The sequence below is a fragment of the Afipia sp. Root123D2 genome, assembly GCF_001425835.1.
In the GTDB taxonomy this organism is placed as follows: domain Bacteria; phylum Pseudomonadota; class Alphaproteobacteria; order Rhizobiales; family Xanthobacteraceae; genus Afipia.
On record NZ_LMDP01000002.1, the window covers coordinates 190161 to 204269 of the forward strand.

The 14109-nt window shown below is 60.0% G+C and carries 12 protein-coding genes; 1 reads left to right on the top strand and 11 read right to left on the bottom strand.

What is annotated here, in order from left to right:
- Positions 1 to 4: 4 nt before the first annotated feature.
- Positions 5 to 1000 carry an ABC transporter substrate-binding protein gene (locus ASC80_RS10070; protein ID WP_056296304.1) on the bottom strand — a complete coding sequence of 332 codons (996 nt, stop codon included), beginning with the start codon at positions 998 to 1000 and terminating at the stop codon, positions 5 to 7.
- A gap of 220 nt (positions 1001 to 1220) precedes the next feature.
- Here ASC80_RS10070 and ASC80_RS10075 point away from each other — a divergent pair, with 220 nt between their 5' ends.
- The gene (locus ASC80_RS10075; RefSeq protein ID WP_056296307.1) at positions 1221 to 2180 is read left to right on the top strand and encodes a LysR family transcriptional regulator; all 960 of its coding nucleotides are present in this window, start codon (positions 1221 to 1223) and stop codon (positions 2178 to 2180) included.
- A gap of 105 nt (positions 2181 to 2285) precedes the next feature.
- Here ASC80_RS10075 and ASC80_RS10080 read toward each other — a convergent pair whose 3' ends face one another.
- The 10 genes from ASC80_RS10080 to ASC80_RS10125 form a co-directional block, all read right to left on the bottom strand.
- Entirely contained in the window at positions 2286 to 3092 is an 807-nt protein-coding gene (locus tag ASC80_RS10080; RefSeq protein WP_056296310.1) for an enoyl-CoA hydratase/isomerase family protein, read from the bottom strand.
- A gap of 6 nt (positions 3093 to 3098) precedes the next feature.
- The gene (locus tag ASC80_RS10085) at positions 3099 to 4670 is read right to left on the bottom strand and encodes an AMP-binding protein (RefSeq protein ID WP_056296313.1); all 1572 of its coding nucleotides are present in this window, start codon (positions 4668 to 4670) and stop codon (positions 3099 to 3101) included.
- Positions 4663 to 5187 carry a (2Fe-2S)-binding protein gene (locus ASC80_RS10090; protein ID WP_056296315.1) on the bottom strand — a complete coding sequence of 175 codons (525 nt, stop codon included), beginning with the start codon at positions 5185 to 5187 and terminating at the stop codon, positions 4663 to 4665. The genes ASC80_RS10085 and ASC80_RS10090 overlap by 8 nt, the downstream gene beginning before the upstream one ends.
- Entirely contained in the window at positions 5184 to 5996 is an 813-nt protein-coding gene (locus tag ASC80_RS10095) for an FAD binding domain-containing protein (protein ID WP_056296318.1), read from the bottom strand. The genes ASC80_RS10090 and ASC80_RS10095 overlap by 4 nt, the downstream gene beginning before the upstream one ends.
- On the bottom strand, positions 5993 to 8980 hold the full coding sequence (locus ASC80_RS10100) for a xanthine dehydrogenase family protein molybdopterin-binding subunit (protein ID WP_056296323.1): 2988 nt from the start codon (positions 8978 to 8980) through the stop codon (positions 5993 to 5995). The genes ASC80_RS10095 and ASC80_RS10100 overlap by 4 nt, the downstream gene beginning before the upstream one ends.
- A 134-nt stretch (positions 8981 to 9114) precedes the next feature.
- Positions 9115 to 9957 carry a helix-turn-helix transcriptional regulator gene (locus tag ASC80_RS10105; RefSeq protein ID WP_056296325.1) on the bottom strand — a complete coding sequence of 281 codons (843 nt, stop codon included), beginning with the start codon at positions 9955 to 9957 and terminating at the stop codon, positions 9115 to 9117.
- A gap of 13 nt (positions 9958 to 9970) precedes the next feature.
- Positions 9971 to 10738, bottom strand: coding sequence for an ABC transporter permease (locus ASC80_RS10110; RefSeq protein ID WP_056296328.1), 768 nt, complete (start codon positions 10736 to 10738; stop codon positions 9971 to 9973).
- Positions 10735 to 11568, bottom strand: a complete 834-nt coding sequence (locus ASC80_RS10115) for an ABC transporter ATP-binding protein (protein ID WP_082512501.1) — start codon at positions 11566 to 11568, stop codon at positions 10735 to 10737. Before ASC80_RS10115 ends, ASC80_RS10110 begins: the two co-directional genes overlap by 4 nt.
- 15 nt (positions 11569 to 11583) lie before the next feature.
- Complete coding sequence (locus tag ASC80_RS10120) at positions 11584 to 12624, bottom strand: ABC transporter substrate-binding protein (protein ID WP_056296331.1); 1041 nt, start codon at positions 12622 to 12624, stop codon at positions 11584 to 11586.
- 69 nt (positions 12625 to 12693) lie between these two features.
- Positions 12694 to 14109, bottom strand: coding sequence for a UbiD family decarboxylase (locus ASC80_RS10125; RefSeq protein WP_056296336.1), 1416 nt, complete (start codon positions 14107 to 14109; stop codon positions 12694 to 12696).

The window sequence follows — 14109 nt, forward strand, 5'->3', positions numbered from 1 at the left end:
CAAGTCAAGCAGCAAAGAACTTGTCGTCGACAGGTTTGGTGAGCAGTCCGTTGCGCGCGAGAAATTCGCTGGCCTTGATCACGGTCTGACGCGCGGTGGCGTCCGACATCGGCTTGTAGTTGAACGTCAAGCGCTTCGACCCCATCGCCTCTTTGAGAATATCGTTGGGAACACCGGTCCGGCTGCCGAACAGATCGACCGCCTTCGCGGTGTCGGCGTTGATGCCCTGCAGGCACTCCTTGAACATGTTGCCGACTTTCGCCGCGATGCCGGGATGCTTGTCGATCAGCTCCTGCCGGATTCCGACACCGAAGTAAGGCAGGTCGCCGGCGCCCTTGGCGATCTTGTGATAGGCATCGCCGGCCTTGAAAATCACGCGCAGATCCGGCTTCTTGACGATGCCCGTCGTGATATTGGGCTCCCACGATAGTGCGGCGTCAGCACGGTCAGCCATCACCAGAGTCACGGAAGCGGCCGGATTGTCGACGTTCTGGATCGTCGCATCCTTCTCGATGTCGAACCCGTTGGCTTCCTTGATCAGCGCCTTGACCATGCGATAGGTGCCGGTCGACTGGAGCGCTGCGATCGTCTTGCCCTTGAGTTGAGAGACATCGCTAACGCCGGATTTCGGTGCGAGTATCGCGATCATGTTCGCGTCAGTGATCGTGCAGAGATACTTGATCGGCACGCCCGCCTGGTAGCGCGCGGCAAACGTATCCCAGCTCCCGATGCACACGTCGTAATTGCCCGCGACGAAATCGTTGTAGTAGGTCGAGACGGCCGTATATGGCATCGGGTCCGGCACGCTCACGCCGTTCTTCAGACCAAGCTTGTTGGCAAGAATGAACTGGACAGGCAGCACGGTGAACCCAGGCTGCAACGATGCCCAGCGCACCGTCACGGCATCAGCGGCAGCCGCCCTACGCACTGACGGCGACAGCATCAGCGATGCAGCGGCCGATCCAGCAACGAAGCCTCTTCGCGTAAAATTGCCTTTCATTTTTCCCTCCCGAGTTCGCGTTTCCAGTTCGCTTGTTTTCTTTTTTTGGGGTTGCCGGTGTCCGCTCCAGGCGGCGCTCCGAATTCCCCTTGTTTGGTGGAAATCACTCTAACCTTGCCAAAGTCGGAACGTTGGCGCATTTTCCAACCCGCTTCGTTCCAAAAATGAGACGATCAGCGGTCTCTACCGTGTTTCCACCAGGCACTGGAGGTTCCGAACTGTGACCAGGAAGCTCGATCTCAATGCACTGCTGCTGTTCTTTGAAGCGGCCAACGCGGGCAGCATCAGCGCCGCCGCCAAGAAGCTGGGAATTCCGAAATCGACGATCAGCCGGAAGCTTCAGTTTCTCGAGGACCAGGCCGGCGCACTGCTGTTCAAGAAGGGCGGCCGCAAACTGACGACCACCGACATCGGTCAGTCGCTGTTCGATCACTGCGAACGCATCGCAGCGGAGATCGAGGAAGCCGGCCTCGGCACGGTGCGGATGCAGACCGAGCTCAGGGGCACGCTCCGGGTCAGCATGCCGGTCGATTTCGGCATCGGGTGGCTCAGCAGCGCGATCGCCGCATTCGCCGTCAACTATCCGGATATTCATCTGGTGATCGACGCCAACAGCCGCTGGGTCGACGTATCGGTCGAGCCTTACGACGTCGCCGTGCAGCTCGGCCCGCTGCCTGAAACACAAGGTGGGACAAGGCGGCTGGCGAGTATCACGCGCGGGGTCTATGCCAGCCCGAAATTCCTCGAACGGGTGGGCGTGCCCCTCAATATCGACGATTTCGGGCGTTTCGACTGCATCGTCACCGAACACCAGCGCGCCGAAGGGGTATGGAATTTTCGCAGCGGATTTGGCGCGAAGATCATCGACGTCACGGGACGCGTCACCGTCAATCACATCGGCATCGCCCGCGAGCTGGTCATCGGCGGTGTCGGCCTCGGCATCCTGCCGAACATCATGTGCCAGAACGACATTCGGAATAAGCGACTGGTGCGCGTTCTGACCGACTGGGAAAGCCCGATGCTCGAGGTTTCCGCAACATTCCCCGGGAAGCGAAAAGAATCCCGCCGGCTGCGAACCTTTCTCGATTTCCTGGCCCACAAACTCAAGATCGAAGGCGATCTACATGGCATCGACTCTCCGGTTGCGGCTGTTCACCTCATCGATGCTCGGCATCCGTGATGCCAGCAGTTTCATCTCCTCTTGAAATCGCTTCCGATGGCGCGGTTGGCGCGCCATCGGTCCATCATCAGTCCACCCGAAACGGCGTGCCGCGGGATTGTCGACTCAGCGGCCCACGAATTTCGGGGCGCGCTTGCCGTTGAACGCCTCGACGCCTTCCTTGAAATCGTCAGACTGGCGCAGCCGGCTGTAGCAATGCCCTTCAAGCTCGATAGCGATTGCCAGCGTCGAATCTTCGGTGTCATTCAGCAATTTCTTCGCAGTCCGCTGCGCAAGCGGCGAGAAGGTGCGAAGCTCATCGACCAGCTTGTCGGTTGCCTTTTCCAGCTCACCATCAGCCACGCATTCGGTGGCAATGCCCCACTCCTGCGCCTGCTTGCCAGAAATCCGCTTGGACCGCATTACGATATCCTTGGTGCGCGTGATGCCGATCATCTTCTGCAACCGCGCTGAGCCTCCGGATCCCGGGATCTGGCCGAGCTTTTGTTCTGGAAGTGCATAGAGGCCGGTTTCCGACACAATACGGAAATCGCATGCCAGTGAGAGTTCGAAGCCAACACCGAAGCAATAGCCACGATTGGCGACGATGACCGGTTTGGCGCAACGCGCCGGCGCCGCGATATTCCACGCCAGCTTCGAGACGTGTTCGGGCGTGGCCTCCATGAAGCCGCCGATATTGCCGCCACTCGAGAAATGTTCGCCGATAGAGCGGATGACAATCACCCGGACTCGCGCGTCTTCATCCAGAGTTTCGAACACCAGGCGCAGTTGGTCGCGCTGCGGCATGGTGACGATGTTGTAGGGCGGACGATTCAGGATGATATCGGCACGCTCATGGGCCTCGTCGATTTCAACCTGGAAACCGTCAAGCTTGGCCAGGCGAGGATCGTTGAACGTATAGGATGACGGCATATGGATTTATCCTTCTGTTGGATTCTTGATGTTCAGGCCGCCCCGGGGCGGCGCGCGTTCAGTCGTGTATTCGCCGGCCACCAGCATCCGCCGCAGCAATTTTCCGACCGGCGATTTCGGGATCTCATCCACGAATACGAAATGTCGAGGACGCTTGAAATTCGCGAGCCCCGATGTCTGGCAGAACTGCTCCAGTTCCTGTTCAGTCACCGGAGCATTTCGTTTCACGAAAGCGGCAACGATCTTTCCCCACTTTTCGTCCGGAAGCCCGATCACGGCGACTTCCGACACCGCGGGATGAAGAGAAAGACAGCTCTCGATTTCAACCGGCGATACATTCTCGCCGCCGGTGATGATCATGTCGTCGACGCGCCCGGTCACGAACAGATCGCCATCCTTGTCCTTGAACCCTGTATCGCCGGTGAAATACCAACCATCGCGTAACGCCTTGGCATCGGCATCAAGGCGGCGCCAATAGCCCTCGAACGATTCATCACCTGCCAGCAGTGCGATGATTTCGCCCTCCTCGTCGACAGCGGCAAGATCGCTTGGAGATTTCGCATTGAGCTTGGCAACCTGGACGTATTGATTGATGCCGGCCTTACCGGCGGACCCGGGCTTGGCGACCGCGTTCTGATCGATCGTGAAGGTGTATAGCTCCGAGCTGCCGTAATGGTTGACGATCCGGTCCGGCTTAAAGGTCTCATCCAGCTTCTTCAGCAGGCCGTCGGTCATCGAAGCGCCGGCGAAGCCGAGCTTCCTGATGCTCGACGTATCATACCGCGCAAACTGCTCGTGATAGACCATATCGTGATAAAGCGTGGGTACTAGATAGAGATTGGTGATCTTTTCCTTTTCGATCAGGGCAAGCGCCTCCCGCGTATCGTAGCGAGGAAGGCAAACGAACATGCCACCGATCAACGACATCGCAATCAGCGAGCGCACTCCCATCGTGTGATAGAGCGGCATAACACCCAGTGTGCGCTCGTTACGCCCATAGAAATTCTGCGCCACATGGGCGACACCGGCGGCACGCTCCGCCCGATGACGGCGCGGAACGCCCTTGGGTTTCGAAGTCGTGCCCGACGTATAGAGCATCACCGACCATGCATCGGCGCTCACGCGCGGGGTTACGTCGCGCGCCTGCGTCGACACCATGTCCTCGTACGCCGCCACGTTGTCGCTGCGTGGAACGCCCACGCCAATTCGGCTCAAACCCGACACGCGCATCGAATGCAGCACAGCCTCACTCGACACATCCTGGTAAACGACAGCGCAGGCCTCCGAATTCTCGATGCAGAAATCGAGTTCGTCGGCTTTGGCGCGCCAGTTAATCGGCGTAATGACGATACCGCTAAACTGGCAGGCCCAGTGAACTGTCGCCGCCTCCCAACGATTCTGAAGCACTGTTACGAGATGATCTCCCGGCTTCAATCCCATCTGATCGAACGACGCAACCAGAGATGAAATTTTAGCGTACCATTGGCGGTAGGTCAGACGGAGATTTCCATCGACGATCGCAATGGCGTCTGGATCGCGCGCCACGCTCGCGACAAAACTGGTCCCGAGATCAAGCATCCGTTTCTTCTTTCTTGCGAGATTCGCCTGCCAACTCTGCCGCAGCCTCAAGCGCGGCATGAACGATGGGCGTATAGCCCGTGCAACGGCACAGATGACCGCTGAGAAGATCGCGCACTGCGCTCTCGGTCGGCGCTGGATTGTCGCGCAGGAAGCGATCCAGCGACATCAGGATTCCCGCCGTGCAGAAGCCGCACTGCAACGCATGATTTCGACGGAAGGCTTGTTGCAGCACGCCAAGTCGGTCGGCTGACGGCGCCAGTCCCTCGACAGTCCGCAGATCGCAGCCATCGATTTGAACTGCCAGCGTCAGACAGGCACGTGCCAACGCTCCGTCGATGGTGATGGTGCAGGCACCGCAGACGCCATGCTCGCACCCGACATGAGTTCCAGTGGCGCCGATCTGGTGACGCAGGAAATCGGTCAGCAGCATCCTCGGTTCGGCGTCGCCCTGCATCGCGACCCCGTTCAGTGTGAAATGAATGGCGTGGCGCCGATCCGGTTGCAGGCGGGTCATTGCAACACCTCCCGCACCAGATCGCGGCCGATCGTCCGAACGAGATCGCGGCGATATCGCGCCGTGGCATGAACATCGTCACGAGCGTCGAGTTCATATGCGAAGGCGTTCAATGCATCGTCGAGCGCACTACCGTCGAGTCGAGGCCAATCTCGCGCGGTCGGCACGTCAGCGACGCCGCCGACGGAGAGACGCACACCGGTTCTGGTTGCCACCGCGGCGCACGCCACAATAGCGAAATCGCCATGCCGTCGCGCGACTTCCCGGAACGCGCATCGACCGGCCGAAGCCGGGATCGACACCGCCTCGATCAATTCGTCGTCGGCACGGTTTGTTGCCATCATACCGGAGAAAAAGTCTTTCGCTGCGACCCGGCGGCGCTTGCGCATGCTGCGCAGGTGAATTTCCCCTTCGAGCGCAATCAGCGCCAATGGCATTTCGGCGCTGGGATCGGCATGTGCGAGTGACCCACAGATCGTGCCACGACTGCGGGTCTGAACGTGTCCGGTCCACGGCAACGCAAGCGAAACGAGCGGTAACTTTGTCGCCAGTTCCGGCCACGCCAGCAATGCAGCTTGACGAACACCGGCGCCGATCCTGACCGATCCCGATGCCTCGTCGATGCGACTGAGCTCGCTCAATCGCATGATGTCGACCAGCAGCTTCGGCTTGGCCAGACGCATGTTCAGCATCGGCATCAACGATTGACCGCCGGCCAGAATTCGCGCATCGCCGCCTTCGCGAGCCAGCGCATCCAGCGCTTCCGACAGGGACTCGGCCCGCAAATATTCGAAAGCCGCCGGCTTCATCGGCGTCCTCCTATCATGTGGCGCAATCTAGCGAACAGAGACAGCGCGGTGCTCGACGTACCGCCTCCCGCCTGACGCGCCAGAGCGACAAAAAACTGACCGATGATGACCTTCGTCGCACCGTCGAGCAGCCGTCCGCCGATGCTGGCGACCTTGCCTCCGATCGCGGCGTCATAAACGTAATGCATCTTCGTGCCGCCGCCATCAGGCTCCAGCGTGATGCGCCCTTCGCCACTGCCGAACCCCAACGCACCTTCGGCCGAGCCACTGAGCGTTACCCCACGCGGCGGATCGAGATCGGAGAGCTTGACGTTGGCGCGATAACGCCCGGTGACGGGGCCGATCCCCAGCGTCACATCGGCCCTGAAATGTGTATCCGAAATCTTCTCGACGCTACGGCATCCTGGAACGACCGCTTTCAAGGTTTCGGGATCGAGCAACATCGTCCACACCCGCTCAGGCGGCACTCCAACAACGGCAGTTCCTTCGCCGCGCAGGCGCCTGTCGCCGGATTTCCCTGGCCTTTCGACGGTCTGCCCATCAGGCCTCTCCCGTTCGACGCCGCGAACAATCTCCGCGAGACGAGCCGGCACGACTGGAAGAATAATGTCGCGTGCGTCGAGTGCATCGGCCACTGCGTTCGCGATGCAGACCGGCGTCGACATGCAATTGCCTTCGCCCACGCCTTTCGCGCCAAGCGGCGTGAACGGCGACGGCGTCTCCATGTGGAGAATAACCGGCTCCGGTACTTCCGTGGCAGTCGGCAGAAGATAATCGGCCAGTGTGCCCGTCAGATAACTGCCATCCGGCGCGTAGGAATACTCCTCGAAACAAGCCGCACCCAGCGCCTGGGCGAAACCGCCGCGAATCTGCCCCTCCACCATGCCAGGATGAAGAATCGTGCCGCAATCATGCATCGTGACGTAACGGTCGATGCGGGTCTCAAGCGTCGTACGGTCGATCTCGACACCGCAGAAATCGAAAATGAAGCCGTGGCACAACGACGAGTTGATGAGATCCCCATCGTCGGGCGGCGTCAGCTCAGGCGGCGTCCAGAATACGGTTTCGCGGATGGTGTCGCCGACGTCATCCGGCAACGAACCCGGAGACCAGTGACTGAGCGCCGCGAGCCGCGAAAATGCGATCCTGTTCTCGGGGTTTCGTTTCGAGAGGACCATGCCCTTCTCGAAAATGATGTCAGACGTCTCGACATTGAACTGACTTGCTGCAATCCGAGAAAGCCGCAACGCAAGACGCTGCGCGGCGAGCTTCGCGGTTCCGGCCACTGCCGGCGCGAAGCGGCTGGCATAGTTTCCCGATGCGATCGACCAGGCGTCCTTGGACGTATCGAGTTCGGTGTTGACACGAATGTCCCGCGGCGTGAGCCCGAAAACATCCGCGACCACCTGCGACAGCACCGTCCGGTGGCCCTGCCCCTGCGGGACCGACGCCACATGGACGCTGACACTGCCGACCGGATCCAGCGCCACTGTAGCGGTCGCCTGCGCGCCATTCTTCGGACCGGCCTTTCGCCGCTCCGCCGCCGTCAGCACCGTGCTGACGTACCCCATGTTGGACACACTGGGCTCGACGACAGCCGTGTAGCCGATGCCATATAGCCGCCCGGCTGCCCGGGCCTCGTCGCGCCGTGCCTTGAGTTCGGCGAGCCCGCCGTCCCGCACGCCCCGCGCAATCGCCTCCTGGTAATCGCCGGAATCGAGCAGCGCACCGGTGGCGGTGCGATATGGAAACGACCCCGCAGGCACAAGGTTGCGCACGATGACGTCCAACGGGTCGAGCTTGAGTTCGACGGCAATCCGATGGACCAGACGCTCCAGCGCGAAATAGACCTGCGGGCCGCCAAAGCCGCGATTCAAACCGGTCGGCGTCTTGTTGGTGACGACAACGCGATTACGCACCGCGACATTTCGAATGTCGTAAGCGCCTGTCAGATTGCCGTGCATGCGGTATAGCGTAGCGGGCTCAGGCGCGCGCAGATGTGCGCCGCAGTCTTCGACCTGATCCCACTCCAGCGCGAGGATCTTTCCGTCGGCGGCAACAGCGGCGGCAATCGTCGTGGCCCGGTTGGTCGCCGACACCGATGCGGTCAGATGTTCGAGCCGGTCTTCAATCCATTTGACCGGGCGGCCAGCCACACGCGACGCCGCCGCGATCAACACGATGTAGGGAAATACACCCTGCTTGACGCCGAAGCTTCCGCCGGAATCGGGCGGCGTCCGCAGCCGCAGACGATTTCCCGGCACCTTCAGCGCACGCGAAATCACCGCGTGAATACTGAATGGCCCCTGGAAATTGGCGAGAACATCGAACGCGTCTTCGGCAGGATCGTAGTCGGCGACGACGCCATAGGTCTCGATCGGAGTGCAGGAGTTGCGCGGATACTTGATGTCGATGGCTATGCGGTGAGGCGCATCGGCGAAAGCACGCTGTGGATCGCCATAGCGGAACGTTCTGTCGCTGGCGACGTTTCCGGAAAAACCATCGTGCAGCACCGGCGCGTCCGGCGACAGCGAAGCGAGCGGCTCAACCACCGCTGGCCGCGCCCGATACTCAACCTCGATCAGATCGACACCATCCTCGGCCCGATAACGATCGGTCGCCACGACCACGGCCACTGGCTCACCGACATACCGCACGCGATCCGTTGCGATTGGCCAGCATTCGACGGGAGCCTTGACGCCAACCACAAGGCTTGTGGTCAGGGTCTTGATGTCCTCGCCGGTGAGAACGGCAACGACACCCGCAACTCTCTTCGCGGCAGTGACGTCGATTGCAACGATGTCCGCATGCGCGTGAGGCGAGCGCAGAATGGCTGCATGCAATGTGCCCGCTCGCGTTGCAAGGTCGTCGATGAATCGCCCACGTCCCGAGAGCAGCGCGGCGTCCTCGACGCGCTCGATCGAGCGTCCAGTCCACGGACGGCTGGTATCGGATTCCATTGTCGATGGAACGGACTGCGCCATTCTCGGTATTGCTCCCGGCCGCGCTTGTTGTCGCGCGTACTGACCTTTGTCAGCCGGAAGGGAGAGCAAGCCATACCGGCACTTCTCACGACTTACCAATCCGTCTCATTTGATAGACGGATTGCGTCGCAGCATCAACTCGCAAGTCGCGAAACGTTGCGGAATTCGCGCGGGCCGACGCCTGCGTGATTGCGGAAGAAACGCGTGAAGTGTGCCGGTTCCGCGAAGCCAAGACGTTCGCTGATTTCATTGACAGCGACATCCTGATGCAGCACGGCGTCAACCGCATGTTCTATACGCACGACGTTCAGATAAACCTTGGGCGGCACACCGATCGAGGATTCGAACAACCGGAAAAAGTGCGCACGTGAAAGTCCGGCTCCCTTGGCAAACTGGTCGATGTTCGTCGTGGTGCCGGCGGTTGCCCGCATCGCTTCTGCGGCCTTTCTGATGCGCCAATCGCTGCTCGATATATTCATCTCGCGAATCGATGCCGGGAAGGTGCGCCACGGCGTGAACCGCTCGATGACAGCAATCATCAGGTCAGACAACAAGGTCTCGTGCGAGGCGACACACTCTGGCCGCATCATCATGTCGGTCGCCAGATCCATGGTCAGCCGGCGAATTCGCGGCGATACCTCACCCGAGGGCTGGCCGAAAAAACCCGGCGCACCGCTTGCGGCCCAACCCGGCCGAAATTCCTTCAGCCACTGCGGTTCGACATAAAGCGCCAAGATCAAGGTGCGTGGCCGGCTCGGATCGTGAACGTAGGCATGAGGCTGCCAGCCATCGACCAACACCGCCGTGGTATCGGTCAACGAACAAACACTGTCACCGACGGAGAACTGTGTATCAGCGCCCTCGACCTTCAACAGGACATGGCAATGCGGGTGGGCATGCCGCACCAGCGAACAATCCATATCCAGCAACGCGACCCTGCCGAATGTCCCATGGGCAATGCGCAACGCTGTCGACATACGAGCCTCCCGCTCAGGCGCTGGATTTCCAGGGAATCAGCCGCCGCTCGATTTCATCGAGTATCACGGAGAATATGAAACCCAGAACCGCGATGACAAGCAACCCTACGTACATGGTGTCGACCGTTAGCACCTGCCACGAGTTCCAGATCATGAACCCTATACCATCATTGGCCGCAACCATTTCCGAGATAGCGATCAGGATCAGGCCCATGCCGGCGGCAAGCTTGACGCCAGCCATGATCGAAGGAAGCGCGCCGGGCAGCGCGATGGTCCGGAAGACCTGCCAACGGCTGGCCCGGAAGTTGTGCCCAACATCAATATAGATACGGTCGATATTAACGACGCCGAGGACCGTGTTGATCAGGATCGGATAAAAAGCGCCGAGCGCGACCATCACGATCTTGGACATTTCGCCAAGGCCGAAGATCAGCAGCACCAGCGGCAAAATGGCGCTTTTCGGAATAGGGTACGTGGCCGAAATCAGCGGATCGATCGCGGCCCGCAATGGCCGCGACGTCCCCATGGCGAGGCCGAGGAGCAATGCTGGCACGCCGCCCAGCAACATTCCGAGCCCCAGCCGCTTCAGGCTGGCAAGAGTATTGGTCGCCAGTTCGCCGGACGCCAGAAGAACGCCGAATTGATGCGCGATACTGCTTGGCGGCGGAAAGAACCGAGCGTCAATCAGTGAGAGCTGTCCGGCGATTTCCCAGATTCCCAGCAGCAACAGCGGACTTACGATACCGATGGCGCGCTCGAATCCCTTGAATTTCCCGCTCATGACGCCTTGCCTTCCGTCAACATGCGCGCCCGGTTCACCTCGTCCCGCAGCTGCTCCCAGATGTCGAAAACAAGTTCACCATAGGCAGGCTTCTGCCGCAGCTCGAGCACATTGCGCGGACGGCTGAACGGCACGTCGATCATCGCTTTCGTCCGTCCCGGATTAGCCGTCATAACCATGATGCGATCACCGAGCGTCACTGCCTCGTCCACGCTGTGGGTGATGAACACCACCGTCTTGCGGGTCGCTTCCCAGATCTGCAGCAACAGTTCGTGCAGCAGCAGCTTGTTCTGCTCATCGAGCGCAGAGAACGGCTCGTCCATCAATAGGATTTCCGGGTCATTGACGAATGCCCGAATGATCGACACGCGCTGTTTCATACCGCCGGACAACTGGTGCGGGTAGGAATCGCGAAACCGCCACAAGCCGGTCCGCTCAAGCCAGATGCGGACGGCCTCTGTTACTTCACGTTCCGGGACCCTGCGCATCCGCAGGCCATACGCGGCGTTGTCGTAGACCGTCATCCACGGGAACAGGGAGTCGCCCTGAAAGATCATCGAGTTTGTCGGCCGTGACGGATCGGATTGTCGGATCTCGACGCTGCCCTCGCTCTGCCGGTCCAGGCCCGCGAGTATCCGTAGCAGCGTCGTCTTGCCGCAGCCGCTCGGGCCGACGATGACAAAAAACTCGCCCTGCGGAATATCGATGGTTATGCCATCGAGGGCGACGAATCCGGAATTTCCGAAGTACTTCCGCACCCCAGACAGCGATATCTGGGTTGCGGATGATTGCGCAGCCGTTTTGCTGCCGACGAGTTGAATAGCGGACACGAAACCTCCGTCTTCTTAATGGGGCTTATAGGGACCCAGTTTCTTGACGGCGGCCTCGGCGAACGACGTGTCGACCACATCGTTGACGGCAACGGGCTTTTCGATCTGGCCCTGTTCAACGAAGTATTTCAGATCGTCGCCGAGGCTCTTCATGTTGACAGCCCCATCCGGCGAGATGCCATTCGGAATCATGGCCGTGAAGATATTGCGATCCTTCAGACCGGTCGTCTTCATGATGAGCGTGATGACATCGTCGGCGCCTGTTCCCGTGAAATGACCGCCTTTGGTCGCATCGTTGTAGATGCGGGCGGCCTTGATGTAGGCGTTCATGAAACGCTGACCGACATCACGCCGTTTTGTCAGCATGTCATTGCCATACAGCAGCACCGCGACTTGCTGACCGGGATACAGGGTGTCGTCCGACAGCCGGACTGCATAGCCGTCCTTGATCGCCCGGCTGGTGGATGGTTCTGTGGTGATGGACCCGTCAATTGCCTTTGATGATAGCGCCGCCACCTGCTGCGGGTAGCTCATGTTGACCTGATCGATGTCCTTGTCGGTCAATCCGCCCTGCTCCAGCGCCAGACTGAGCTTGGCATTGGTCGCCGAGCCAGGCCCTGCCGCGGCAAGCTTCAGGCCCTTGAGGTCGGATAGTTTTTTGACTTTGCCGGAATCATAGAGATCCTTGCGGATGATCAGCGGCATGTAGTCGTAACCCGCGGGTGTCGAGCCCTTGTCGGCAACGATCTTCACGCCAATGCCGCGCGAGACGGAGTTGAAAAGGCCGGCAGAAGATGCCCCCGCCCCGATATCGATTTGCCCTGCACCGAGCGGCGCAATCATACGGGGCCCGGAATCGAATGCGATCAGCTCGACTTTCAGTTTCTGCTCAGCGAACAATCCGCGCTCCTGCGCGATGTGAAACACAACGTCACTGATGACCTTGTTGATTCCGACCTTGACCGTATCGACGCTGTCTGCGCTCCTCGCAGCTCCGGCGGACACCAGAATCGCGCACGAGCCGACCGCGGCCAGTAGAAATTCTCGCTTGTTCATTTCTGTCTCCCTGAGTTCCAGACGTTCCTGTCTGTGTTGAGCTGTTCGACGGACTTCCTTAGCGACCGGTCATCCTGTGAGAATGCGCGCGAACGCGGACTTGGGGTCTTCCTGCAGCACGCGGGACAGATCGACGGCTTCTTCGCCAGCAACATGGATGCGCTTGAATACCATTGTCTCGGCTTCCACCGGCTTGGTGGCGTTGATTCCCATCTTCGCGCTGATGCCCTGATCGCTTGATGGATCGAGCTTCGACCCTTGCGCGCCAGACACTACGACGAGATCGCGGTCTGCCTGGAAGCGCGTTGCGATAGCCCACTCGACCTCATTCGGATCGTCGATGTCGACATCCATATCGACGATTACGACCTGCTTGACGTCGTAGTGCCCCCCGAACGCGCACATGATAATATTCTTGGGTTCGCCGTTGTTGGTTTTGTCGATTTTAACCACGAGGTGATACCGGCACGTGCCACCGCGCGTCAGACGAACGTCGCGGATACAGCCGAAGCTGCGTTGAAGATGCTCAAGCAACGTTGCCTCGCGCGGAATTTCGCCAAGCACCAGATGCTCCATGCCGCCGCCGACAATGGTATGGAAAATCGGATTCTTGCGGTGCGTGATGGCATCGACTTGAATCACCTCGCGATCGGCGCGAGGTCCATAATACTGAGGGAATTCTCCAAACGGTCCTTCCGGCTCGCGCACCTTCGGCAGAATCCGGCCCTCGATCACGATTTCCGCATGAGCCGGGACCCGGACCTGATTGGTCTTGCACTTCACCATCTCGATCGGATGGCCAAGCAGCGCGCCAGCAATTTCCATTTCGTCTTCGTCGATCGCGGCGATCGCCTGCGATGCCAGAATGCACGCTGGATGAACGCCGATCACCAGCGCGATCTCCAGCGCCTGCCCCGCCTGCTCGGCCATCCTGAAATAATGATGGGTATGGCGCGGCAGCAGCAGCACGCCGATACGGTCCGGGCCGCTGACCTGACAACGGTGGATCGATACGTTTTGAGCGCCAGTCTCCGGATTGCGTGCAATCAAAAGCGCCGCCGTAATATATGGCCCGCTGTCATGCTCATTGTGCTTCGGAATCGGCAGCTGCTTGAGGAGATCGACCTCGCGGTGAATCACCTCCTGTACAACTGCATCCTTCACCTCGATCCATGGCAGCGGATTGCGGACCGCCTCTTGAAATCGCGGCAATAACTGGTCGGTCGAAACGCCAAGAGAATCCGCTACCCAGCTCCGGTCGGCGAAGATGTTGGCAACCACCGGAATCGAATGCTGGCCGGGCGATGGGAAAAGAACGGCGCGATCCAGCTCCAGGCGCTTGGAAATCGCGGCCAGTTCATCAATCAGCGACACGCCTCCCCTTGCCACCGCAAGGCGATCGGTTGTCGACAGCCGCTGCAGCCAGCTTCGCAGATCGGGAGCCGCGTTATGACCCGCTATTGCATGGGCGCTACTTTTCGTCAT